Source organism: Aeromonas sp. sif0611, assembly GCF_019218845.1.
GTDB lineage: Bacteria > Pseudomonadota > Gammaproteobacteria > Enterobacterales > Aeromonadaceae > Aeromonas > Aeromonas media.
In genome coordinates this window covers 239,458-263,018 of the sequence record NZ_JAHUWU010000004.1, presented here as the reverse complement: position 1 = coordinate 263,018, position 23,561 = coordinate 239,458, and the positions used below count along the sequence as shown (strand labels likewise).

18 protein-coding genes are annotated in these 23,561 nt (G+C 63.5%); 2 read left to right on the top strand and 16 right to left on the bottom strand.

Annotated elements, in window-relative coordinates; translation table 11 throughout:
* The first annotated feature begins 43 nt into the window (after positions 1 to 43).
* Positions 44 to 274, top strand: coding sequence for a zinc ribbon domain-containing protein (locus tag KW824_RS12320; protein ID WP_042650463.1), 231 nt, complete (start codon positions 44 to 46; stop codon positions 272 to 274).
* A 342-nt stretch (positions 275 to 616) separates the two neighbouring features.
* On the opposite strand, the gene mltF is transcribed toward KW824_RS12320, so the two are convergent.
* Positions 617 to 2,110: a membrane-bound lytic murein transglycosylase MltF gene (gene mltF, locus KW824_RS12315; RefSeq protein WP_161507101.1), complete on the bottom strand. Its 1,494-nt coding sequence runs from the start codon at positions 2,108 to 2,110 to the stop codon at positions 617 to 619.
* Between the two features lie 149 nt (positions 2,111 to 2,259).
* Between mltF and purL the strand changes: the two genes are divergently transcribed.
* On the top strand, positions 2,260 to 6,153 hold the full coding sequence (purL, locus tag KW824_RS12310; RefSeq protein WP_218409929.1) for a phosphoribosylformylglycinamidine synthase: 3,894 nt from the start codon (positions 2,260 to 2,262) through the stop codon (positions 6,151 to 6,153).
* A 259-nt stretch (positions 6,154 to 6,412) separates the two neighbouring features.
* Here purL and nuoN read toward each other — a convergent pair whose 3' ends face one another.
* From nuoN to KW824_RS12235, 15 genes are all read right to left on the bottom strand, one after another.
* A complete protein-coding gene (nuoN, locus tag KW824_RS12305; RefSeq protein WP_171273708.1) occupies positions 6,413 to 7,876 on the bottom strand; it encodes an NADH-quinone oxidoreductase subunit NuoN in 1,464 nt (487 codons plus the stop codon).
* A 49-nt stretch (positions 7,877 to 7,925) separates the two neighbouring features.
* Positions 7,926 to 9,443, bottom strand: a complete 1,518-nt coding sequence (nuoM, locus tag KW824_RS12300; protein WP_041205928.1) for an NADH-quinone oxidoreductase subunit M — start codon at positions 9,441 to 9,443, stop codon at positions 7,926 to 7,928.
* Between the two features lie 68 nt (positions 9,444 to 9,511).
* Complete coding sequence (nuoL, locus tag KW824_RS12295; RefSeq protein ID WP_218409928.1) at positions 9,512 to 11,359, bottom strand: NADH-quinone oxidoreductase subunit L; 1,848 nt, start codon at positions 11,357 to 11,359, stop codon at positions 9,512 to 9,514.
* Positions 11,356 to 11,664, bottom strand: coding sequence for an NADH-quinone oxidoreductase subunit NuoK (nuoK, locus tag KW824_RS12290; protein ID WP_005314891.1), 309 nt, complete (start codon positions 11,662 to 11,664; stop codon positions 11,356 to 11,358). The genes nuoL and nuoK overlap by 4 nt, the downstream gene beginning before the upstream one ends.
* A 79-nt stretch (positions 11,665 to 11,743) precedes the next feature.
* Positions 11,744 to 12,295: an NADH-quinone oxidoreductase subunit J gene (nuoJ, locus tag KW824_RS12285; protein ID WP_218409927.1), complete on the bottom strand. Its 552-nt coding sequence runs from the start codon at positions 12,293 to 12,295 to the stop codon at positions 11,744 to 11,746.
* 9 nt (positions 12,296 to 12,304) lie between these two features.
* Positions 12,305 to 12,847, bottom strand: a complete 543-nt coding sequence (gene nuoI / locus KW824_RS12280; protein WP_025327221.1) for an NADH-quinone oxidoreductase subunit NuoI — start codon at positions 12,845 to 12,847, stop codon at positions 12,305 to 12,307.
* Positions 12,848 to 12,854: 7 nt separating this feature from the next.
* Complete coding sequence (gene nuoH, locus KW824_RS12275) at positions 12,855 to 13,823, bottom strand: NADH-quinone oxidoreductase subunit NuoH (protein WP_025327220.1); 969 nt, start codon at positions 13,821 to 13,823, stop codon at positions 12,855 to 12,857.
* A complete protein-coding gene (nuoG, locus tag KW824_RS12270) occupies positions 13,820 to 16,549 on the bottom strand; it encodes an NADH-quinone oxidoreductase subunit NuoG (RefSeq protein ID WP_218409926.1) in 2,730 nt (909 codons plus the stop codon). Before nuoG ends, nuoH begins: the two co-directional genes overlap by 4 nt.
* Positions 16,550 to 16,607: 58 nt before the next feature.
* Entirely contained in the window at positions 16,608 to 17,993 is a 1,386-nt protein-coding gene (gene nuoF / locus KW824_RS12265; protein WP_218409925.1) for an NADH-quinone oxidoreductase subunit NuoF, read from the bottom strand.
* Complete coding sequence (nuoE, locus tag KW824_RS12260; protein WP_042650471.1) at positions 17,990 to 18,529, bottom strand: NADH-quinone oxidoreductase subunit NuoE; 540 nt, start codon at positions 18,527 to 18,529, stop codon at positions 17,990 to 17,992. Before nuoE ends, nuoF begins: the two co-directional genes overlap by 4 nt.
* Positions 18,530 to 18,601: 72 nt before the next feature.
* Positions 18,602 to 20,407 (bottom strand): NADH-quinone oxidoreductase subunit C/D, encoded by a 1,806-nt coding sequence (gene nuoC, locus KW824_RS12255; RefSeq protein ID WP_042650472.1) that lies wholly within the window; start codon positions 20,405 to 20,407, stop codon positions 18,602 to 18,604.
* 2 nt (positions 20,408 to 20,409) lie between these two features.
* On the bottom strand, positions 20,410 to 21,084 hold the full coding sequence (locus KW824_RS12250) for an NADH-quinone oxidoreductase subunit B family protein (protein ID WP_005324228.1): 675 nt from the start codon (positions 21,082 to 21,084) through the stop codon (positions 20,410 to 20,412).
* 29 nt (positions 21,085 to 21,113) lie between these two features.
* The gene (locus KW824_RS12245) at positions 21,114 to 21,518 is read right to left on the bottom strand and encodes an NADH-quinone oxidoreductase subunit A (RefSeq protein ID WP_025327214.1); all 405 of its coding nucleotides are present in this window, start codon (positions 21,516 to 21,518) and stop codon (positions 21,114 to 21,116) included.
* Between the two features lie 258 nt (positions 21,519 to 21,776).
* On the bottom strand, positions 21,777 to 22,655 hold the full coding sequence (locus KW824_RS12240; RefSeq protein WP_218410003.1) for a flagellar motor protein MotB: 879 nt from the start codon (positions 22,653 to 22,655) through the stop codon (positions 21,777 to 21,779).
* A complete protein-coding gene (locus KW824_RS12235) occupies positions 22,630 to 23,388 on the bottom strand; it encodes a flagellar motor protein (RefSeq protein ID WP_041205919.1) in 759 nt (252 codons plus the stop codon). Before KW824_RS12235 ends, KW824_RS12240 begins: the two co-directional genes overlap by 26 nt.
* Between the last annotated feature and the right edge of the window lie 173 nt (positions 23,389 to 23,561).

Genomic DNA, 23,561 nt, shown 5'->3' with positions numbered 1-23,561 from the left:
GATGAGAGGTGAGCCCAGCGCTCATGCCTGAGAGGAGATGACCATGAGTCTCTTGACATGCCCGGCCTGCCACGCCGAGCTGGACAGCCGCAGTGCGGAGGCGAGCTGCGGCCAGTGCCATGCCAACTATCGGATCCGGGCGCTGTGCCCTACCTGCCAGCATGAGCTTGAACGGCTCAGGGCATGTGGCGCCGTGGATTACTTCTGCCACCACTGCAACAGCCTCATCTCCAAACGTACTGTCCAGTTTGAGCTGACGCCGGTCGAGGCATAAAAAGGCACTAAAAAACCCGGCCTTGGCCGGGTTTATGCTGTGTGCTCCGCAATCAGCAAGGTGTAGGAGCGGTTTCGGTGCCATATCTTGCGTTTCATGTCGGCCAGTTTCAGCTTGCGTCTGGGGCTCCAGGCGCATCTGGTCTTTCTGGTCAACGTGGCTCTTCTGCGTGTTCGCATCTGGTTTTCCTCCCTGGTCATCCCGGCGACGCTGACAGCCCTGACATAGGGGGCCATCGGTATCGCAAGTTGATGAATATATTGCAACAAGCCTCTCTCAGACAGGCTTGGGTCTGGGAGGATGGTAACAGAGAATTTCCCCAGACGACACACCCGGCAGGGCTCAGTGGGTGATGATCTGCTTGACCACTTCGGCGATGATGGCGGGGCGCTCTGCCGGGGCGGCCGGCTCGCTGCCGTCGTCCTCGTCCAGGGTTTCGCGGCGATGAGCCTTCTGTTGCTCGTTGTCGAGCCACAGCAGGCTCTGGTAGTACTGGCGCACGTTGTTGACATAGTTGCGCGCCTCGCCACCCCGGGCATAGCCATAGCGTACCTTGCGATGCCAGCGTGACTGCTGCAGCAGGGGCAGCACCTCTTTCACGTCCCCCCAGGCATCAGGGTTCTTGCCGAGCTCCTTGGTCAGGCGACGGGCATCCATCATGTGGCCATAGCCGATGTTGTAGGCGGTGAGGGCAAACCACACCTTCTCGTCGGCCGGTACCGAGTCGGGCACCTTCTCCATCATCTCCTGCAGGTAGCGGGCGCCCCCCTTGATGCTCTCCTCCGGGTGCAGCCTGTCATTCACCCCCATCGCCTTGGCGGTAGGGCCGGTGAGCATCATCATGCCGCGCACCCCGGTGTAGGAGCGTGCCTGAGGATCCCAGTGGGACTCCTGATAGCTGATGGCGGCCAGCAGGCGCCAGTCGATCTCCTTGGCGTGAGTCTGGAACAGATCCTGGTACTTGGGCAGCAGGCTCTTGGCCCGCTGCAGGAAGGTGCGGGTGTCGACGAAATCGAAGTTCTGCACGTGGCCAAAGTACTTCTCGTCGAGCTTGGCGATGGAGCCATCCATGAAGCGCTGACCGAAGAAGTCGATGATGCTGGCATAGAGGCTGTCATCGGGCAGCTTGGTCATGGCCCAGGCCACGGTCTGCTTGCTGGCGAGGGTCAGCCCCTCGGTGAGTTCGGGGTAGTAACGCTGGGTGCGGGCCAGTACGGTGTCCTGCACCACTGTGTAGTCGACCTCGCCGTCGGCGACCTGTTTGAGCAGCTCCTCCACGTCGGCATCGCGGTTGATGCGCCAGTTCAGATTGGGGTACTGGCTGGCCATCTCCTTCATCAGGTCCTCACCGGTGGAGCCGGCAGGCACCACTATGGTGCCCTTGATGTCGCCGAGATCCTTGGGCCTGGGGGAGCCGTTGCGATAGACCAGCTTGGGGGATACCTGGTAGAAGCCCGGGCCGAAGCGAAACAGCTTGCGTCGCTCCGGAGTCACGACGATGGCGGCGGCGGCGAGATCCAGCTTGCCCTTTTGCAGTTGCTCGACCAGCTCGGCGGTGGAGTAGGCCGGGACTATGGTCAGCTTGACCCCCAGCCAGTCGGCATAGTGCTGCGCCAGCTCGTAATCGAACCCCTGGGCGGTGTCGTCGCGCTGGTAATAGGAGGTGGGACCATAGAGGGTGCCAACACGGATCTCGCCCCGTTGGCGGATCTGCTCCAGCTGGCTGGAGGGGGAATAGAAGTCACAGCCGGCCAGGGCCAGCGTCAGCAACATCCCGATAAACAGTCGAAAAATGCAGCGCAAGTAGGTGAGTACCCTTGTTGAAAAAATCGGCATTTGTCAAAAAAGAGGCACCTTTATACCAGAGACGGTGGAGGGAGTCACATCGTGGGAGATGAGAAAAACGTTTGTTCGCGATGGGCCTGATCCCTATAATACGCGCGTCTCAAATCCCCCCACACTCTAAAACTTGGTGAGAAAGGTATATGGAAATCTTGCGTGGTGCCCCAGCACTGTCTGAGTTTCGTGTCCACAAGCTGCTGCAGAGCTGCGCACAGAGAGGAGTAGAGATAGCAGACGTCTATGCCGAATATGTGCACTTTGCCGAGCTTTCGAGCCCGCTGTCGCCCCCTGAGCGAGCGACCTTGGGCCAGCTTCTGCGCTACGGCCCGACCATTCCGGAACACACCCCCAGCGGTCAGCTGTTTCTCGTTACCCCCCGCCCCGGCACTATCTCCCCCTGGTCTTCCAAAGCAACCGACATCGCCCACAACTGCGGCCTGCACCAGGTCAAGCGGCTGGAGCGCGGCATTGCCTATTACGTGCAGGCCAAGGGTGAGCTGACCGCAGCCCAGCGTGGCGAGGTCGCGGCCCTGCTGCACGATCGCATGATGGAGACGGTGTTCGATGAGCCGAGCCAGGCCGCCGCCCTGTTTGCCCATCACGAACCGCGCCCCTTCACCCAGGTGGACGTGCTGGGTGGTGGCCGCGCCGCCCTGGCCTCGGCCAACGTCGAACTGGGCCTGGCCCTGGCCGACGACGAAATCGACTACCTGGTGGAGAACTTCACCCGCCTGGGTCGCAACCCCAACGACATCGAGCTCTACATGTTTGCCCAGGCGAACTCCGAGCACTGCCGTCACAAGATCTTCAACGCCGACTGGACCATAGACGGCGAGGCGCAGCCCAAGTCGCTGTTCAAGATGATCAAGAACACCTTCGAGCAGACGCCAGATCATGTCCTGTCTGCCTATAAAGACAACGCCGCCGTGATGGAGGGCAGCCAGGGTGGCCGTTTCTTCCCGAGCCCCGCCAGCGGTGAGTACCAGTATCACCAGGAGCGCGTCGACATCCTGATGAAGGTGGAGACCCACAACCACCCGACTGCCATCTCCCCCTTCCCGGGGGCGGCCACCGGCTCCGGCGGCGAGATCCGCGACGAGGGTGCGACAGGCCGTGGCGCCAAGCCCAAGGCGGGCCTGGTGGGCTTCTCCGTCTCCAACCTGCGCATCCCCGGTTTCGAGCAGCCCTGGGAGCAGGATTTCGGCAAGCCGAGCCGCATCGTCAGCGCCTTTGACATCATGCAGGAGGGGCCCCTTGGTGGCGCCGCGTTCAACAACGAGTTCGGCCGTCCCGCCATCCTCGGCTACTTCCGTACCTTCGAAGAGCAGGTGCCGAGCCACAACGGCGTCGAGGTGCGTGGCTACCACAAGCCCATCATGCTGGCGGGCGGCATCGGCAACATCCGCAGCGAACATGTCCAGAAGGGAGAGATCCCGGTAGGGGCCGCCCTCATCGTGCTGGGCGGTCCGGCCATGAACATCGGCCTGGGGGGCGGCGCAGCCTCCTCCATGGCCTCTGGTCAGTCTGCCGAAGACCTCGATTTCGCCTCGGTGCAGCGGGACAACCCCGAGATGGAGCGCCGTTGCCAGGAGGTGATCGATCGCTGCTGGCAGCTCGGCGATGACAATCCCATCGTCTTTATCCACGACGTGGGGGCCGGTGGCCTCTCCAACGCCATGCCGGAGCTGGTGAACGACGGCGATCGGGGCGGCCGCTTCGACCTGCGAGCCATCGCCAGCGACGAGCCGGGCATGAGCCCGCTGGAGATCTGGTGCAACGAGTCCCAGGAGCGCTACGTGCTGGCGGTCGCCCAGGACAAGCTGCCGCTGTTCAAGGCTCTGTGCGAGCGCGAGCGCGCTCCTTATGCCGTGATCGGCACCGCCACCGAAGAGAAGCATCTGACTCTCTCTGACAGCCACTTTGACAACCAGCCCATCGATTTGCCGCTGGACGTGCTGCTCGGCAAGGCGCCCAAGATGCACCGCGACGTGGTGACACTGCCCGCCCAGGGCAAGGCGCTGCAACTGGATGGCATCACCCTGAACGAGGCGGCCGAGCGGGTACTGCGCCTGCCGACCGTGGCGGAAAAGTCCTTCCTCATCACCATCGGCGATCGCAGCGTGACCGGTCTAGTCAACCGTGACCAGATGGTCGGTCCCTGGCAGATCCCGGTGGCCGATTGCGCCGTCACCGCAGCGACCTACGACAGCTATCACGGCGAAGCCATGTCCATGGGGGAGCGTACCCCGGTGGCACTGCTGTCTCATGCTGCATCGGCCCGTATGGCGGTGGCTGAGGCCCTGACCAACCTGGCACCGGCCCACATCGGTTCCCTCAAGCGGGTCAAGCTCTCCGCCAACTGGATGTCCGCTGCCGGTCACCCGGGGGAAGATGCCGGCCTCTACGAAGCCGTAAAAGCGGTGGGCGAGGAGCTCTGCCCGGCCCTTGGTATCACCATTCCGGTGGGCAAGGACTCCATGTCCATGAAAACCCGCTGGCAGCAGGACGGGGAGGAGCGCAGCGTCACCTCGCCGCTCTCCCTGCTCATCTCGGCGTTTGCCCGGGTCGAGGACGTGCGCAATACCGTCACCCCGCAACTGCGCACCGATCTTGGAGAAACCGATCTTATCCTGATTGACCTTGGCAACGGCAAGCAGCGTCTCGGCGCCTCCGCCCTGGCCCAGGTCTATCGCCAGCTTGGGCAGAGTGCCCCGGATCTGGACAACCCGGTCCAGCTCAAGGGCTTCTTCAACGCCATCCAGGCGCTGGTGGCAGATCGCAAGCTGATTGCCTACCACGACCGCTCCGACGGCGGCCTCTTCGTCACCCTGACCGAGATGGCCTTCGCCGGTCACTGCGGCCTCGACATCCAACTCGATCGTGTGGGCGGCGACCTGCTGCCGGCCCTGTTCAACGAGGAGCTGGGTGCCGTCATCCAGGTGCGCCGCGACGACAAGGAAGCCGTGCTGACCCTGTTGGCCGGGCACGGTCTGGCGGCCTGCTCCCACGTGCTGGGCACGGTACGTGAAGACGACCTCATCCTGTTCCAGCGCGCCGGCACCGAAGTGTACCGCGCCAGCCGCACCGCCCTGCGCACCCTCTGGGGCGAGACCAGCTGGCAGATGCAGCGCCTGCGGGACAACCCGGAGTGCGCGGATCAGGAACACGCCGCCCGTCAGGACGCCACCGATCCGGGTCTGCAGGCCAGGCTGACCTACAACCCGTCCGAGGACGTGGCCGCCCCCTATATCGCCCGTGGGGTCTCCCCCCGTCTGGCGGTACTGCGCGAGCAGGGGGTCAACTCCCACGTGGAGATGGCCGCGGCGTTCGATCGTGCCGGGTTCGCGGCGGTGGATGTGCATATGAGTGACATCCTGTCCGGTCGCATCAAGCTGGAAGAGTTCCAGACCCTGGTGGCCTGTGGCGGTTTCTCCTACGGCGACGTGCTGGGGGCGGGGGAAGGCTGGGCCAAGTCCATCCTGTTCAACGACAATGCCCGCGAGCAGTTCCAGCGCTTCTTCGAGCGTGGCGATACCTTGTCGCTGGGTGTGTGCAACGGTTGCCAGATGATGTCCAACCTGCGTGACCTCATCCCGGGGGCCGATCTCTGGCCGCGCTTCGTGCGCAACCGATCCGAGCGTTTCGAGGCCCGCTTCAGCCTGGTGGAAGTGCAGGACTCCCCGTCTGCCTTCTTCGCCGGCATGGCGGGCTCCGTGATGCCCATCGCCGTCTCCCACGGGGAAGGACGGGTGGAGGTGCGCGACGCCGCTCACCTTGCCGCGCTGCAACAGAGCGGCCTGGTGGGACTGCGCTTCGTGGACAACCACGGCAAGGTCACCGAGCAGTACCCGGCCAACCCGAACGGGGCTCCGGCGGGCATCACTGCGGTCACCACCACGGACGGCCGCGCCACCATCATGATGCCGCACCCGGAGCGGGTGTTCCGCACCGTGGCGAACTCCTGGCACCCGGACAACTGGGGCGAAGATGGCGCCTGGATGCGGATGTTCAGAAACGCTCGCGTGCGTCTGGGTTAATCTCGCGCTGACATGTTAGAAATCAAAAACCGGCCCCGTGGCCGGTTTTTTTATGGGCGCGTGAGACGCTCTGCGCCCCTTGGGGTGATGGCTGGTGAATGGTGACTGAGGGAGGGGAGAGCAAAGATGATCGTTGAGGTGAGAGGGCGAATGGGGGGAGGGCATTGGCACGGCGAGCTTGACCCCGGGGCCCGGCAGTTTGGGGAGATAAAAAAACCGGCCACGGGGGCCGGTTTTGTTGTGTGGGCTGTACTTGAGGCTAGCGCAGCACCACGTGCTGGAAGCCCTGCACCAGGCTGATGACCGGCTGGGGATAGATGCCGAGCGCCACCACCAGGATGGCGGAGAGCAGCACCACCAGCCCGCCGGAGGAGAAGGCCCAGTCGGCCCTGGCATCGCGCAGCTGCATGCCGGGTTCGCGAAGGTAGAGGGTGACCATGACGCGCAGGTAGTAGTAGAGACCCAGGGCACTGCCGAGCACGATGGCGCCGGAGAGCCACCACAGCTTGGCATCGACCGTCACCCCGATGAGGTAGAACTTGCCGATGAAGCCGAGCGTCATGGGAATGCCCGCCAAGGAGAGCATCATCACCGTCATGACGGCGGTCAGGTAAGGGCGCTTCCAGAACAGGCCACGATAGCTGTGCAGAGAGTCCGCATCCTTGCCACGATAGGGGCTCGACATCATGCTGATGACGCCGAAGGCCCCCAGGCTGGTGAAGAGGTACATCAGCAGGTAGACACCGGCCGCTTCCACCGGCATCTGGCCGAGGCGGCTCGCCACTATCACCGCTAGCAGATAGCCGAAGTGGGAGATGGAGGAGTAACCCATCATCCGCTTGATGTTGGTCTGGATCAGCGCCAGGAGGTTGCCGACCACGATGGAGATGACTGCCATGGCTGCCAGCAGCCAGTGGATCATGGGATCCGAGGTGGCCGGTACCGCCAGGTAGAAGCGCAGCAGCACGCAGAACACGGCTATCTTGCTCACGGTGGCGAGGAAGGTGGCCACAGGCGCCGGGGCGCCCTCATAGACATCCGGGGTCCAGAGGTGGAAGGGGGCGAGCGACAACTTGAAGGCAAAGCCCACCAGCATCAGGCCGAAGCCCCCCATCAGCAGCGGGTGGTGAGCCGGGCTCTGGGCCAGGGTCAGGCCGAGATCGCTGAAGCTCAGGCTGCCCGCCTGGGCATAGAGCAGCGCCATGCCAAACAGCAGGAAGGCGGTGGCGGCGGCGGAGAGCACCATGTACTTGATGCTGGCCTCCAGGGAGTGGCGCTCGCGGTAGGCATAGCCCACCAGACCGAACATGGGGAGGGTCAGCATCTCGATGCCGATGAACAGCGACGCGAGGTGACGGGAACCCGCCAGCACCAGGCCGCCTGCGGTGGCGATGAGCAGCAGCAGGTAGAACTCTTCCCGGTTGTCCGGGTAGCCCTTGAGCCAGGAGCGACCGAAGGTACAGGTGGCCAGGGCTCCGATGAGCACCAGCCCCATGTAGAAGACCGCGTAGCTGTCCACTTGCAGCAGGGGAGTGACCCCCTGATCTCCCTGGGCCATGACGATGGGCAGGGAGAAGAGCGCCAGGTTGAGACCTGTGATGGTCACCACGAAGGCGGTGTCATCGCAGCGCTTCCAGGCGATGGCGAGCATCAGGGCGACCATGGCCCCCGTGGTCAGCAACAGGGGCAGCAGGGCCAATAGTTGGGCGGCGGTAAACGTCATGACAAGGCTCCCGGTGTGGACAAGGAAAGGGAGAGAGAAGGAGAGGGCATCATTGCAGTGCTCCTGTGGCTGGCAGCGCGTACCAGTGCAGCACGCTCAGTAGGCTGCTGCTGGCGGTGTCGAGCACGGGTTGCGGGTAGAGACCGAGCAGCACCAGCAGGCCGGCTATGGTCAGCATCATGGCCAGCTCCCGTCTGTCCAGGCCCTTGAGGACGCTCTCGTCCTTGGGGGCACCGAAGCAGGCGCGCTGCAGCATGATGAGGGAGTAGACCGAGGCCAGCACCAGGCCGAAGGTGGCGATGATGGTGATGATGGGGGCTACCTGGAAGCTGCCGATGAGGATCAGGAACTCGCCGACGAAGTTGCCGGTACCCGGCATGCCAAGGGAGGCCACCGAGAAGAACAGCATGACGCCGGGCAGGTAGCGCAGCCGACCCCAGAGGCCGCCCATCAGGCGCAGATCCCGGGTGTGCAGCCGCTCGTAGAGTTGACCACACAGGATGAAGAGACCGGCGGCGGAGAGGCCGTGGGCGATCATCTGCACCACGGCCCCCTGCAGGGCCAGCTCACTGCCCGAATAGATGGCGATCATCACGAAGCCCATATGGGAGATGCTGGTGTAGGCCACCAGACGCTTGATGTCGGTCTGGGCGAAGGCCAGCAGGGCGCCGTAGACGATGCCGAACAGGCCAAGGAGCATGGCGTAGGGGGCGAACTCGGCGGAGGCTTCCGGAAAGAGCGGCAGGGTGAAGCGCAGCAGGCCGTAGGCGGCGGTCTTGAGCAGGATGCCCGCCAAGTCCACCGAGCCCGCGGTCGGCGCCTGGCTGTGGGCGTCAGGCAACCAGCCATGGAGCGGCACCAGCGGCATCTTGACCGCGAAGGCGATGAAGAAGCCCAGCATCAGCAGCCACTGTACGCCCTTGCTCATCGGAGTGTTGAGCAGGTCGAGGTAGTTGAAGGTGAAGACACCTGTGCTGGCGTGATGGGTCAGCACCAGGCCCAGGATGGCCACCAGCATGATGAGGCCGCTCGCCTGGGTGTAGATGAAGAACTTGGTGGCCGCGTTGATCCGGGATTTGCCGTCGGTGACCGAGTGGCCCCAGAGCGCGATCAGGAAGTACATGGGGACCAGCATCATCTCCCAGAAGAAGAAGAACAGGAACAGGTCCACCGCCATGAAGACGCCGAGCACGCCCCCCAGGATCCACAGCAGGTTGAGGTGGAAGAAGCCGATGCGCTGCACGATTTCCTTCCAGGAACAGAGGATGGCCAGCACGCCGATGAAGCTGGTGAGCATCACCATCAGGAGTGACAGGCCGTCTACCGCCAGGTGCAAGGAGATGCCGAAGCGGGGGATCCAGGGTTGCTGCCACTCGGCCGCCCAGACGGGGAGGCCGGGGCTCGCGAGGGAGAAGTCACCCCCCAGCCAGATGGCACCGGAGAGCACCAGACAGGCGCTCATGGAGAGCAGGGCTACCCAGCGAACGAATTGTCCGCCGAGCCGCTCCATCTGCCAGCAGAGCAAGCCGCCGATAAAAGGAATTAACAAGATCCAGAGTAAGGTCACGATATCAGCTCTCGTCTAGGTTCTAGTCGGGCAGGCCCCGGGCCTGCCACACATATTGGGCTCATGGATCAGCCGAGCAGCAGCAGGGCCAGGATCAGGGCGGCGCCCATCCCCATGGAGGCGGCGTACCAGCGCAGCTTGCCGGAGACGGTCCAGGCCAGCAGCTGGTGACCACCCTGGGCCAGCACGGCGGGCAGGTTCATCATCCGATCCAGCGGGTCCTTGCCGAGCAAGCGGGTTGTCAGCAGGTAGGGCTTGACCCAGAGCCAGTCATAGAGCCAGTCAAAGCCCCAGGCATTGAACCAGAGGGTGCTGAGGGCGCGGCCCGGCGCACTCTCGGCGATCTGCTTCGCCAGGCGGCGTTCGCCGAGGAACAGCACGGCGGCCAAAGCGATGCCGGCGATGGCGACGATACCGGAGGCTACTTCCAGGGCGTGGCGCCCCTCCTCGATATGATCCCCGGGGCCAGCCGGCAACACCCCGGCGAGCGGCGGCACTATCAATGCACCCACCCCGGTGGAGAGCACCAGCAGCACCAGCAGCGGCAGCTGGTGGGCCAGACCGTGGCCTTTGTGCGCCTGCGTCTGCACCTTGCCATGGAAGGCAATGAAGATGAGGCGGAAGGTGTAGAGGGAGGTCAGGAAGGCCCCACCCAGACCGGCCCACAGCAGGGCGCTCTGGCCACTGGCCTGCACCTGCCAGAGGATGGCGTCTTTACTGTAGAAGCCGGCGGTGACCAGCGGCAGCGCGGCCAGGGCCGAGCCTCCCACCAGGAAGCAGGCATAGACCAGCGGCAGACTCTTGCGCAGGCCCCCCATCTTGAAGATGTTCTGCTCGTGGTGGGTCGCGACTATCACGGCACCGGCGGAGAGGAACAGCAGCGCCTTGAAGAAGGCGTGGGTCATCAGGTGGAAGATGGCTCCTTCCCAGGCGCCGACCCCCAGGGCCAGGAACATGTAGCCAATCTGGCTCATGGTGGAGTAGGCCAAAATCCGCTTGATGTCGGTCTGGACCAGGGCGGCAAAGCCTGCCAGCACCAGCGTGATGGCACCGACCAGGGCCACCAGATGGAGGATCTCCGGGGCCAGCAGGAACAGACCATGGGTGCGGGCGATGAGGTAGACACCGGCGGTCACCATGGTGGCCGCGTGGATCAGCGCCGAGACCGGGGTCGGGCCCGCCATGGCGTCTGCCAGCCAGGTCTGCAGGGGCAGCTGGGCTGACTTGCCGACCGCGCCGCCGAGCAGCATCAGGCAGGCGAACGACAGGGCAGGGGAGCCCTCGGCAAACATCGCGGGGGCGCGCACCAGCAGCTCGTGGATGTTGAGGGTGCCGAGCTCGCGATAGAGCACGAAGAGCCCGATGGCGAGGAAGACGTCGCCGACCCGGGTCACCACGAAGGCCTTGAGGGCGGCGGCGCCGTTGGCGGGGTTGCGGTAGTAGAAGCCGATCAGCAGGTAGCTGCACAGCCCCACCCCTTCCCAGCCGAGGTAGACGAACAAGAGATCATCGGCCAGCACCAGGAACACCATGCTGGCGATGAAGAGGTTGGTGTAGGTGAAGAAGCGGGAATAGCCCTCTTCCCCGCGCATGTACCAGGAGGCGAACAGGTGGATGAAGAAACCCACCCCGGTCACCACCCCGAGCATGGTCAGCGACAGCCCATCCAGCGCCAGACGGAACGTGGGGGTGAAGCTGTCCACCGACATCCACTGCCACAGGGTCTGGGTATAGACGCCGCCTTCCGGCATGTTGCCGAAAAAGTCGATGCCAACCCAGAGCGTGGTCAGGGCCGACAGGCCTATGCTGCCGACACCGATGAGTGCCGCGCTACGCTCGCCGAAACGGCCGATGGAGAAGGCCAGCACCAGCCACCCCAGCAGGGGGAACAGGAAAGTCAGGTATAGGAGGCTCATCCGCGCATCTCGCTCACAGTGTCCACGTTCAGGGTGTGGTAACGACGATAGAGCAGCAGTAACAGGGCGAGGCCGATACTGGCCTCCGCTGCCGCCAGAGAAATCACCAGTATGTACATGATCTGGCCGTCGGCCTGGGCCCAGCGGCTGCCTGCCACTACGAACGCCAGTGCGGACGCATTCATCATGATCTCGATACTCATGAGGATAAACAGCAGGTTACGGCGGATCAGCAGACCGCACAAACCGATGCAGAACAGGATGGCCGCCAGCAGCAAGCCGTGTTCCATTGGGATTCCATTCATCGCCATTCTCCTTGAGCTTGCAGGACGGAAAGGGGGCAAGCCGCCAGCAGCAGGTCATGCATCACCATGGGGATACCACTCATTGCTGACCTCCTTCTTGGTTCTGACGGGGGGCGGTTTTGGGGACGGAAAGCACCTCCCCGCTCTTGTCTTCACGGCCAAGGTGATAGGCGGTGACCAGACCCGCCAGCAGCAGGATGGAGGCGAGCTCCACCGCCAGCACATAGGGGCCGAACAGGGCGATGCCGACCTCCTTGGCGCTGACGTCGGTCAGCCCCAACTCACCGCCGGTGACCCCGAGGATGCCATGGGCCAGAAAGCCAAGCAGAATGAGGGAGAGCAGGGCGGGTCCACCCCAGGTCATGGGGGTGAGCCAGTTGCGCTCCTGATCCTGGGCGGACCCCAGGTTCAGCATCATCACCACGAACACGAACAGCACCATGATGGCGCCGGCGTAGACGATCACCTGCAGGGCGCCTGCAAAGGAGGCCCCCAGGCAGAAGAAGATCATGGCCACGGCGATGAGGGAGATGATGAGATTGAGCAGCGCATGCATGGGGTTGCTGGTGCTGATGACCCGCAGCGTGCTGTAAACGGCGACCAGGGCCGCGGCATAAAATGCCAGTTCCATGATTGACTCCTAGGGCAGCAGGCTCTTGACATCGATGGGCTTGGCTTCGTTCTCGGCATCCCCTTTGGGCTTGCCGTCGATGGCCATCCCGCTCATGCGGTAGAAGTTGTAGTCCGGGTACTTGCCGGGGCCGCTGATCAGCAGATCTTCCTTCTCGTACACCAGATCCTGGCGGCGATACTCTCCCATCTCGAAATCCGGCGTCAGCTGGATGGCGGTGGTGGGGCAGGCCTCTTCACACAGGCCGCAGAAGATGCAGCGGGAGAAGTTGATGCGGAAGAACTCCGGGTACCAGCGACCGTCGTCCCGCTCCGCTTTTTGCAGCGAGATGCAGCCGACCGGGCAGGCCACGGCGCACAGGTTGCACGCCACGCAGCGCTCGTCACCGTCCGGATCCCGGGTCAGTACGATGCGGCCACGGAAACGGGGGGCGGCATAGACCTGCTGCTCCGGGTAGTTCAGGGTCTCGCGGGGGCGCCAGGCATGGGAGAAAACCATCCCCAGACTGCGCAGTTGGGTGCCAACACCCTTGATAATGCTCGTAATTTTCATTGGTGCCTCACTGCACGTTCATAAGCACGACGGCGCCGGTTACCAGCATGTTGAGCAAGGTAAGCGGTAAGCAGACTTTCCAGCCAAAGGACATCACCTGGTCAAAGCGCGGGCGGGGCAGGGAGGCCCGCAGCAGGATGAAGAACACCATGAAACAGGCGGTCTTCAGGGCAAACCAGATGAAGGGCGGCAGCCAGGGGCCGTGCCAGCCACCGAAGAAGAGGGTCACGATGAGGGAGGAGATCAGCACTATGCCGATGTACTCGCCCACGAAGAACAGACCCCATTTCATGCCCGCGTACTCGATGTGATAGCCGTCGGCGAGCTCCTGCTCGGCCTCCGGCTGGTCAAACGGGTGGCGGTGGGTGACGGCAACCCCGGCAAACAGGAAGGTGATGAAGCCTAGGAACTGGGGGATCACGTTCCACAATCCGGCTTGCGCTTCTACTATGTCCCGCAGGTTGAAGCTGCCGGTCTGGATGACGATGCCCATGAGCGACAGGCCGAGGAACACCTCGTAGGAGAGGGTCTGGGCCGAGGCGCGCAGGCTGCCGAGCAATGAGTACTTGTTGTTGCTCGACCAGCCGGCGAACAGCACGGCGTAGACCGCGAGCCCTGCGATGGCCAGGATGTAGAGCAGCCCCACGTTGAGATCCGCCACGCCCCAGGTGGGGGTGATGGGCACCACCGCAAACGCCAGAATAAAGGCGGTAAAGGCGATGATGGGGGCCAGCACGAAGATCCGGCGATCCGCGAACGGCGGTATCCAGTCCTCCTTGAAGAACATCTTGACCATGTCGGCCGCCAGTTGCAGCAGGCCGAAGGGGCCCACCCGGTTGGGGCCGTACCTGTCTTGCCAGAGCGCCAGCAGACGGCGCTCGATGAAGCTCATGAAGGCGCCTGCCCCCACGATCCCCACCAGCACGATCAAGGCTTTGCCTACCTCCAGCAACAGATCGATCAGCTCATTGCTCATGCGATGGCCTCCTGCAAGTCAGTCACATAGGCCTGGTGCAGCGCGGTCGGCAGACCATGGGCCCCCAGGGGCAGGCCGAGCAGGCCCGATGCCAGCCGTTCGCTGAGCCGCAGGGTCAGCCGCCAGTGGTGGCCACCCCAGGAGAAGGCCACCAGATGGCCGGCATGAAGGGCCAAGCGGGCGGCGTCGGCCGGGTTCAGCACCAGCTCGGGGTCCCCCATGCGGGCCTGGATGACGGGGCTGCGCGCGGAGAGCTCGTCGCCACCGAACAGCTGGTCATAACTGACCACCTGCAGGGCTGCCTCGGCCCTGAAGGGGGCGGGAATGGTGTCGAACCAGCCGAGGGACTCGCTGCCTGGCTCCAGCAGGCGACGACCGGGATCGCCGGCCCGCAGGTTGCCACCCACCTCGTCCTGGAACTTGTTCCAGGCGGAGGGGGAGTTCCAGCCCGGTGCCCAGGCGAACGGCACCTGTTGCAGGGGCTGGCGGGCACCGGCATAGCCTTCCATGGAGAAGTTGAAGGGGGAGTCGGGGTCTTGCGCCACACGGGGCTCGCTCACGTTCTGATCCGCCAGCATGGAGGTGCGGCCGCTGTAGCGGTGCGGCTCGCGGGCGAGCTTCATGCCACGGATGCGCAGACCCGCGTTGGGGGCGGCTTCGCGCATGGTGGCCAGTAGCGGAACCGAGGCGGCGCAGGCCGCACTCACCTCGTCGAAGGTGCTCCAGCGCGGGGCCTTTCTGTCCAGCGTGCCTTGCAGCGCGGCCAGCCAGCGCCAGCCCTCGCGTACCTGGATGTCGGCGTCGTAGAAGGCGGGGGCATAGACCTGGAAGAAGCGCTGGGCGCGGCCTTCCATGTTGATCAGGGTGCCATCGGCCTCCGCGAAGCTGGCGGCAGGCAGCACCAGGTGGGCCTGCTGGGCGGTGCGGGTGTCCTGATGATCCACCACCAGCAGATGCTGCAGGTGCTTGATGGCGGCATCGATCCGGTTGCGGGGGGCACGGCGGTAGAGATCGTTCTCCAGGGTGATCAGCGCAAGCCGATCGCTCCCTTCGATGCGCTCGAGGGCGGCTTCAAGCGGGGCGGCGTTGCCAGCCAGCATGGCCAGCCCCAGGCTGTTGGCTTCCTGGGCCACCAGCGCCAGTTCGACGGCCTGACCGCGACCCTTGAGGGCGTGGGCTATGTTGCTGGCTGCCTCGATCAGCGCCTGACTGCGGGCACCTGAGCCCGCGATGATGAGGGGCTTTTTGGCATTGCCGAGCAGCTCGGCCCAGCGGCTGGCTTGGGCCAGCTGATCGGCGTCCAGATCCTGCGGGGCAGGGGCCGAGCCGTCGAGCAGGTGGGCGATGGCAAAGCCGAGGCGGGCCTGATCGGCGTGGGGGGCGTGCAGTGTCTCGGCGGCCACGTCGTCGAGACGGGTCTGATCCAGGCTGGTGATGAGCAAGGGGTAGCGTTCATTCTGAGCGAGCGTCTGCACTGCGGCGACCTGCCACAGGTCCACTTTCAGCTTGCGGGCGATTTCGCGTCCCTTGCCCTTGACCGCCTGACGCAGGGCCAGGGCGATGCGGGCGGCGGTCTGGGTGACATCTTCACCCAGCACCAGCACGGCGTCTGCCTCTTCCATGTCCCTAAGGCTGGGGGTGCGTACCCCGCCCTGGTGCAGCACATGCAGCATCTTCTGCAGGCAGGCCCATTCGCTCTGCTCAACGCCTGCGTAGAAGTTGTCGGCGCCTACCAGCTCGCGCAGGGCGAAGTTGCTCTCAAGCGAGGCGCGCGGCGAGCCGATACCGATGATGCCGGAGGCGGTGCGCAGGGCATCGGCAGCGCGGTTGAGGGCGCCATCCACCGTGATGGCCAGCTTGTCATTGCCATCGCGCAGCAGCGGCTGGCGCGGGCGATCGGCCTGGTTGACATAGCCGTAACCGAAGCGGCCGCGATCACAGAGGAAATAGTGGTTCAGGGCGCCGTGGAAGCGGTTCTCGATGCGGCGCAGCTCGCCATAACGCTCCCCCGGGCTGATGTTGCAGCCGACCGAGCACTGCTGGCAGATGCTGGGTGCAAACTGCATGTCCCACTTGCGGTTGTAGCGCTCGGAGTGGGTCTTGTCGGTGAAGACGCCGGTGGGGCAGACCTCCACCAGGTTGCCGGAGAACTCGCTCTCCAGGGTGCCATCCTCGACCCGGCCGAAGTAGACGTTGTCGTGGGCGCCGTAGACCCCCAGATCCTCGCCGCCGGCGTAATCCTTGTAGTAGCGCACGCAGCGATAGCAGGCGATGCAGCGGTTCATCTCGTGGTTGATGAAGGGGCCAAGATCCTGATTCTGGTGGGTGCGCTTGGTGAAGCGGTAGCGGCGGCTGTTGTGGCCCGTCATCACCGTCATGTCCTGCAGGTGGCAGGCGCCGCCCTCTTCGCACACCGGGCAGTCGTGGGGGTGATTGGTCATCTGCCACTCCACCACCGTCTTGCGAAACTCCTTCGCCTCTTCGTCCTCGATGGAGATATAGGTGCCATCGGTGGAGGGGGTCATGCAGGACATGACCAGGCGGCCGCGCTTGTCGTCGGCATTCTGGTACTGTTTGACCGCGCACTGGCGGCAGGCGCCGACGCTGCCGAGCGCCGGGTGCCAGCAAAAATAGGGGACGTCCAGACCCAGCGACAGACAGGCTTGCAGCAGGTTGTCTGCCCCGTCTACCTCGAACTCTTTACCGTCTACATGAATGGTTGCCATACAACTTCCCTGAAACCTGTTTTGTGAAATCGGCTATTGCCCGATGCGTCCTGACGTATTACCAGCGCTCGCCCAGCAGATTGGGCTGGATACCCTTGAACAGCTTGTGATTGTCATGGGGGGCCTTGACCCCGGCCTCGAACTCGGACCGGAAGTACTTCATGGCACTGCCAAGGGGCTCGACGGCGCCGGGGGCATGGGCACAGAAGGTCTTGCCTGGCCCCAGGAAGCTGACCAGCTGCTCCAGGGTGGCGAGATCCTCGGGTTGGCCTTCGCCTCGCTCCAGGGCCCGCAGGATCTTGACGCTCCAGGGCAGGCCGTCGCGGCAGGGGGTGCACCAGCCGCAGGATTCGCGGGCGAAGAACTCTTCCATGTTGCGCAAGAGGCCTACCATGTTGATGCTGTCATCCACCGCCATGGCGAGCCCGGTGCCCATGCGGGTGCCGACCTTGCCGATGCCGCCTGCGTACATCTGGGCATCCAGGTGCTCGGGCAGCAGGAAGCCGGTACCGGCGCCCCCCGGTTGCCAGGCCTTGAGGCGATAGCCGGGTTTCATGCCGCCGGCGTACTCTTCGAACAGCTCGCGGGCTGTGATGCCGAACGGCAGCTCCCAGAGACCGGGGTTGTTGACCTTGCCGGAGAAGCCCATCAGCTTGGTGCCGTGATCTTCCGACCCCGGCAGCGCCAGCCCCTGATACCAGGGGACGCCGTTGCCGATGATGGCGGGCACGTTGCACAGGGTCTCGACGTTGTTGACGCAGGTGGGTTTGCCCCAGACACCGGAAACGGCGGGGAAGGGGGGTTTGGCCCGCGGGTTGGCGCGCCGCCCTTCCAGGGAGTTGATGAGCGCCGTCTCTTCGCCACAGATGTAGCGGCCGGCGCCGGTGTGGACGAACAGCTCGAAGTCAAAGCCCGAGCCCAGGATGTTCTTGCCCAGCAGACCGGCGGCCTTGGCCTCTTCCACCGCGCGGCGCAGGTGGATGGCGGCATCCACGTACTCGCCGCGCAGGAAGATGTAGCCGCGATAGGCTTTGAGGGCCCGGGCACTGATGATCATCCCCTCGATCAGCAGGTGGGGCAGTTGCTCCATCAGCAGCCGATCCTTGTAGGTGTTCGGCTCCATCTCGTCGGCGTTGCAGAGCAGGTAACGGATGTTCATGCTCTCGTCCTTGGGCATCAGGCCCCACTTCACCCCGGTGGAGAAGCCGGCGCCGCCGCGCCCCTTGAGGCCGGCGTCCTTGACGGTGCTGACGATATCATCCGGGCTCATCTGGCCCAGTGCCTTGCGGGCGGCCTCATAGCCCTGCTTGGCCTGATATTCCTCCAGCCACACCGGCTGGCCGTCGTCGCGCAGCCGCCAGGTGAGGGGATGGGTCTCGGGGGCGCGGGGGATGCGGTTGGCGGTGCCGAGGGAGGCGAGTGTCTTGCCTGGCTGGATGCTCATGGGTAAGCCTCCAGGGTTTTCAGCAACGTCACCGGATCGAGTCCGCCATAGGTATCGTCATCTATCATGATGGCCGGCCCCTTGTCGCAGTTGCCGAGGCAGCAGACCGGCAGCAGGGTGAAGCGGCCATCCGGGGAGGTCTGGCCGGGGGCCAGATTGACGACCTCTTTCAGACCGGCCAGCAGTTGCTCGTGGCCGTTGATGTAGCAGACCATGCTGTCGCAGACGCGGATGATGTGGCGACCCACCGGCTGGCGGAAGATCTGGCTGTAGAAGGTGGCGACCCCCTCCACATCGCTGGCGGGGATGCCGAGTTCGGCGCCGATGGCGTGAATGGCGCCGTCGGGCACCCAGCCGCGGGCCTGCTGCACTATCTTGAGCGCTTCTATGCTGGCGGCACGGGGATCTTCGTAGTGGTGTTTCTCATGTTCGATGGCATCGCGCTCAGCCTGGCTCAGGACGAAATCGCCCTGCTGACTGCTGCATGCCCCTTGCCCTTGGGGGGTCTGGTTATTGTGACACTGACATTGGCTCATGACTTGACCTTTTGTGGCTTTTCCCTTTACTGCGCGTCTTGCCCTTCGCCCCGTCGGCCGGGGCGAGAGGACTCAACGATCCACATCTGACATAACGAAATCGATACTGCCCAGGTAGACGATGAGGTCCGACACCATCTGGCCGCGGATCACCGAGGGGATCTGCTGCAAGTGGGCAAAGCTCGGGGTCCGGATCCGGGTCCGGTAGCTCATGGTGGAGCCGTCGCTGGTCAGGTAGTAGCTGTTGACGCCCTTGGTCGCCTCTATCATCTGGAAGGACTCGGCGGCCGGCATCACCGGGCCCCATGACACTTGCAGGAAGTGGGTGATCAGGGTCTCGATGTCCTGCAGGGTGCGCTCTTTGGGGGGCGGCGTGGTGAGCGGGTGATCCGCCTTGAAGGGCCCCGCTGGCATGTTCTTCATGCACTGCTCTATGATGCGCATGCTCTGGCGGATCTCCTCGATACGCACGGTGGCGCGGTCGTAGGCATCCCCATTGCTGCCCACCGGCACCTCGAACTCGAACTGATCGTAGCCGGAATAAGGGCGCCATTTGCGCACATCGAAGTTGAGGCCGGTGGCCCGCAGACCGCCCCCCGTGGTGCCCCAGGCGAGCGCCTGCGCCGTGTTGTAGGCGGCGACGCCGATGGTGCGACCGCGCAGTATGCTGTTGCGCATGGCGGCCTTTTCATACTCCATCAACCGCTTGGGCAGCCAGCTCAGCAGATTGTCCTGGATGAGACGGGCCCAGCCGGTGGGCAGATCGTGGGCCACACCGCCGATGCGGAACCAGGCCGGGTGCATGCGGGCGCCCGTGATGGCCTCGATGATGGTGTAGATCTTCTGCCGGTCGGTGAAGGTGAAGAAGACCGGGGTCATGGCACCCACGTCCTGGATGTAGGTGCCAAGGAACAGCAGGTGGCTCTGGATGCGGAACAGCTCCGCCATCATCACCCGGATCATGTCGACCCGGTTGGGTACCTTGATCCCCGCCAGCTTCTCGACCGCCAGCACATAGGGCAGGTTGTTCATCACCCCCCCCAGGTACTCGACCCGGTCGGTGTAGGGGATGTAGCTGTGCCAGGACTGGCGCTCGCCCATCTTCTCGGCACCGCGGTGGTGATAACCGATGTCGGGCACGCAGTCGCGGATCTCTTCCCCGTCGAGCTGCAACACCAGGCGGAAGGCACCGTGGGCTGAGGGGTGGTTGGGGCCGAGGTTAAGGAACATGTAGTCCTCGTTCTCGTTGCCACGGGCCATGCCCCACTCTTCGGGCTTGAACAGCAGGTTGTCCTGCTCCTGATCCTGCTTGACCGCATCGAGCATGAAGGGATCGAACTCGGTGGCGCGGGCCGGGTAGTCCTTGCGCAGCGGGTGTCCCTGCCAGCTCTTGGGCATCATGATGCGGGTGAGATGGGGGTGACCGTCGAAGGTGATGCCCATCAGATCCCAGACTTCCCGCTCGTACCAGTTGGCGTTGGGGAAGTGGCGGCTGATGGTGGGCAGGTGCAGATCGCTCTCCATCAGCGGCACCTTCAGCATCACATCGGCGTTACGGTCGATGGAGATGAGGTGATAGAAGACGGTGAAGTCGCTGTCCGGCAGGCCGTGACGATGGCTGCGCATCCGCTCGTCGGTGGCGCTGAGATCAAACAGCATCACGAAGGGGGAGGGGAGCTTTTGTAAAAAGCCCATCACGTCCAGCAGCAGATCGCGGGAGAGCCAGATCACCGGCACCCCGGTGCGGGTGCTCTGCACCGTGAAGCGCTCTGCACCGAAGTGGGCAAAGAGTTCGCCGACCACCTGGGCATCGGCGTGATCCGCCGTCTGCCCCTGCGCCATGGTGTAGTTGCTTGGGAATTCTCGAGTCAGTTTCATGGTCAGATCTCATCCGGCGTGCGCAGGTTGGTGACTTGGATGCGCTCTTCCCGCTTGCGATCCTTCTCCGCCTGCATCTGGGGACGGTAGACCCCCTGATCGCCCACCACCCAAGAGAGCGGGCGGCGCTCCTTGCCGATGGAGTCTTGCAGCAGCATCAGGGCCTGCAGGAAGGCTTCGGGACGGGGCGGGCAGCCCGGGATGTAGACGTCGACCGGCAGGAACTTGTCCACCCCCTGCACCACGGAATAGATGTCATACATGCCGCCTGAGTTGGCACAGGCCCCCATGGAGATGACCCACTTGGGTTCGAGCAGTTGTTCATAGAGGCGCTGGATGACCGGCGCCATCTTGATGAAGGGAGTCCCTGCGATCACCATGAAATCCGCCTGACGGGGCGAAGCCCGGATGACTTCGGCGCCGAAGCGGGCCACGTCATGGGGGGAGGTGAAGGCGGTACACATCTCCACATAGCAGCAGGAGATGCCGAAGTTGTAGGGCCAGAGGGAGTTCTTGCGGCCCCAGTTGACGGTGTCTTGCAGCACCTCTTCGAGGCGCCCGATCATGATGCCGCGGGTCGCCTGCTGCGCCAGCGGGTCATCGACGGTCTGGCGCTGTTCCTGGGGGTAGCGCTCAACGGGCGCATCCGGGTCAATCCGGGTCAGGGTGTACTTCATGGTGCAACCTCAAAGGGATAATCGGTAAATCAGTCTGGCTTCTTGTCAGTCAGGACGCGTTTCTTCGGGGCCCAGTCGAGAGCACCGATGCGCCACAGGTAGATGAGGCCTACCAGCAGCAGGGTGATGAAGATGGTGGCTTCGATGAAACCGACCCAGCCGCTTTCCCGAACGGAGACGGACCAGGCGAAGAGATAGAGCGCCTCGACGTCGAAGATGACGAAGAACATGGCGACCAGATAGAACTTGGCGGAGAAACGCAGACGGGCATTGCCGACGGAGTCGATGCCCGATTCGAAGGGCCTGTTTTTGGCACGGCCATAGGCTCGTCCCCCCAGCAAGGCGGCGACGCCTATCATGGTCAGACAGATGCAGATGGCCCCAATGACGTAGACAGCAAAGGCCCAATGCTGGACAGCAATATCAGCAAACATATAGGTTTTCCCTAACCGAATTAATCATGTGACTTAACAAGGATGCTACGTAGTATGCCACTTTCATACTGATTTACATGTCATTTCAAAGGATTAATTATTAATCAATGGGGGGAAAATCGCGTTTTGCTAGCGGGGTCAATTTTCTCATTTGAGAATCATTTTTAATTGCTTTTGCGCGGTGGGAGAAATGGCGAAATGGTGCAAAAAACAAACTAATCGACAAAACGAAAGACCCCGCATGGCGGGGTCTTTTCATCAGGGGGCGAGGAGGGGAAGGGCCTGCTCTGCCGCCTTGCCCTGGGAGAGCACTATCTCCACCCGGCGGTTGGCCTGGCGATGGGCCGGGGTGTCGTTGGCAAAGCGGGGCTGGGTGTCCGCCACGCCCTGGGCGATGATGCGACGTGAATCCAGCTTGGGGTTGGTGAGCAGGGTATGGACTATGGTGGCGGCTCGCAGCACCGACAGCTCCCAGTTGTTGCGATAGAGCTCCACCGGGGCCTGGGAGTTGTCGGTATGGCCAGTGACCACCACCATGCCCGGAATATCGGCCAGCACATCGGAGACCTTGTTGACCAGAGGGATGAACTGGGGCTGCAGGAAGGCCGAGTCGGCCGGGAACAGGGTTTTCTCGCCGATGCGGATCACCAGCTGGCTGCCGAGCTGTTCCACCTCGATCTCCTTGGATTCAATCTGGCTCTTGAGCTGCTGATCCAGTTTTTGCTTGGTGAGGGTGGCCCACTCCTGCTCCTTGGTCTTGTGGGGCCATGACTCGGTGGCGCTGGGTTTCTCCGAGGCGCCTATGGTCTCGTTGAAGGGATCGGCTGCGGCGGCCGGCGCCTGGGTGTCCAGCACTTCCTCCTTCTGGGAGGTGCCCGGCGTGGTCTTGGACTCCGGCTCCAGAATGCCGGTCCCCCCCTGCATCACGGGAGAACCGGCTGGCAGAGAGATGAGGCCTATCTTGCCAAGCGACTCGATAAAGCCCTGGATAAGCACCCGGGTCTCCGATTGCTTGGCCATGGCGAAGGAGTAGAGCACCACGAACAGGGCAAACAGCAGGGTCATGAAGTCGGCATAGGAGACCAGCCAGCGCTCATGGTTCTCCGGTGCCTCAGCCTTTTTCTTTTTCGCCACCATGGCCTCCGAGGTAGGGTTCAAGGGTCACTTGCAGTCGCTGCTGTGACTCGCCGTCCACTATGCAGAGGATGCCGGTCAGGGTCATCTCCTTGTAGTGGCGGATCTGGTGGGCGAAGCCCTTGTAGCGGTTGCCAAAGGGCAGGAAGATCAAGTTGGCGGCGCCGACCCCGTAGATGGTGGCGATGAAGGCCACCGCGATGGCACCACCGAGCTTGTCCGGTGCATCCAGCAGCCCCATGGCGTGAATGAGGCCGAACACGGCCCCGACTATCCCCATGGTCGGGCAGTAGCCCCCCATGGCCTCGTAGAATTTGACGGTCTGCTCGAGATCTTCCTGCTCGAATTCGATCTCGTTTTCCAGCACCTCGTGGATCTTGGTCTTCTCGTAGCCATCCACCATCATCTGCACCCCTTTTTGCAGGAAGGGATCCTTGATGTCATCGATCATCCCCTCCAGTGCCAGCATGCCGCTGCGCCGGGCGTTGCCTGCCAGGGTCTCCAGTAGCTGAGCCTGCTCCAGCATGTCGAGGCGCAGGGGAGAGATGAGCCACTTGAAACGCTTGAAGGTCTTGCCGACCACGGAGAAGGGGAACTGGGTCAGTGCGGCTCCCACGGTTCCCCCGATCACGATGAGAAAGGCGGGGAGATCGAGCAGGGCGCTGGGATGTCCCCCCTCGATGAGGTTGCCGCCCAGGATGGCAGCCAGGGCCAGCAGCAAACCGATAAGACTCATTTGTCCATATCCCTATGCGATGTGTGTGGCTAGTGTAGCTATTTAACTATCAGTTTTTCAAAACGAAATACAATCGGTGAGCAATATCCGAGAGGATACCGACATGGCTCCACCTTCCTGTGTCGGCCCGAGTCGCGGGATCATGAGGGCTGGCGGGCGCCAACATGGCAGCA

Bases quoted from the DNA above. Each gene is read 5' to 3' on its own strand.
- KW824_RS12320 (WP_042650463.1), top strand. From the start codon at position 44: ATGAGTCTCTTGACATGCCCGGCCTGCCACGCCGAGCTGGACAGCCGC.
- mltF (WP_161507101.1), bottom strand. From the start codon at position 2,110: ATGCCGATTTTTTCAACAAGGGTACTCACCTACTTGCGCTGCATTTTT.
- purL (WP_218409929.1), top strand. From the start codon at position 2,260: ATGGAAATCTTGCGTGGTGCCCCAGCACTGTCTGAGTTTCGTGTCCAC.
- nuoN (WP_171273708.1), bottom strand. From the start codon at position 7,876: ATGACGTTTACCGCCGCCCAACTATTGGCCCTGCTGCCCCTGTTGCTG.
- nuoL (WP_218409928.1), bottom strand. From the start codon at position 11,359: ATGAGCCTCCTATACCTGACTTTCCTGTTCCCCCTGCTGGGGTGGCTG.
- nuoK (WP_005314891.1), bottom strand. From the start codon at position 11,664: ATGAATGGAATCCCAATGGAACACGGCTTGCTGCTGGCGGCCATCCTG.
- nuoJ (WP_218409927.1), bottom strand. From the start codon at position 12,295: ATGGAACTGGCATTTTATGCCGCGGCCCTGGTCGCCGTTTACAGCACG.
- nuoI (WP_025327221.1), bottom strand. From the start codon at position 12,847: ATGAAAATTACGAGCATTATCAAGGGTGTTGGCACCCAACTGCGCAGT.
- nuoH (WP_025327220.1), bottom strand. From the start codon at position 13,823: ATGAGCAATGAGCTGATCGATCTGTTGCTGGAGGTAGGCAAAGCCTTG.
- nuoG (WP_218409926.1), bottom strand. From the start codon at position 16,549: ATGGCAACCATTCATGTAGACGGTAAAGAGTTCGAGGTAGACGGGGCA.
- nuoF (WP_218409925.1), bottom strand. From the start codon at position 17,993: ATGAGCATCCAGCCAGGCAAGACACTCGCCTCCCTCGGCACCGCCAAC.
- nuoE (WP_042650471.1), bottom strand. From the start codon at position 18,529: ATGAGCCAATGTCAGTGTCACAATAACCAGACCCCCCAAGGGCAAGGG.
- nuoC (WP_042650472.1), bottom strand. From the start codon at position 20,407: ATGAAACTGACTCGAGAATTCCCAAGCAACTACACCATGGCGCAGGGG.
- KW824_RS12250 (WP_005324228.1), bottom strand. From the start codon at position 21,084: ATGAAGTACACCCTGACCCGGATTGACCCGGATGCGCCCGTTGAGCGC.
- KW824_RS12245 (WP_025327214.1), bottom strand. From the start codon at position 21,518: ATGTTTGCTGATATTGCTGTCCAGCATTGGGCCTTTGCTGTCTACGTC.
- KW824_RS12240 (WP_218410003.1), bottom strand. From the start codon at position 22,655: ATGGTGGCGAAAAAGAAAAAGGCTGAGGCACCGGAGAACCATGAGCGC.
- KW824_RS12235 (WP_041205919.1), bottom strand. From the start codon at position 23,388: ATGAGTCTTATCGGTTTGCTGCTGGCCCTGGCTGCCATCCTGGGCGGC.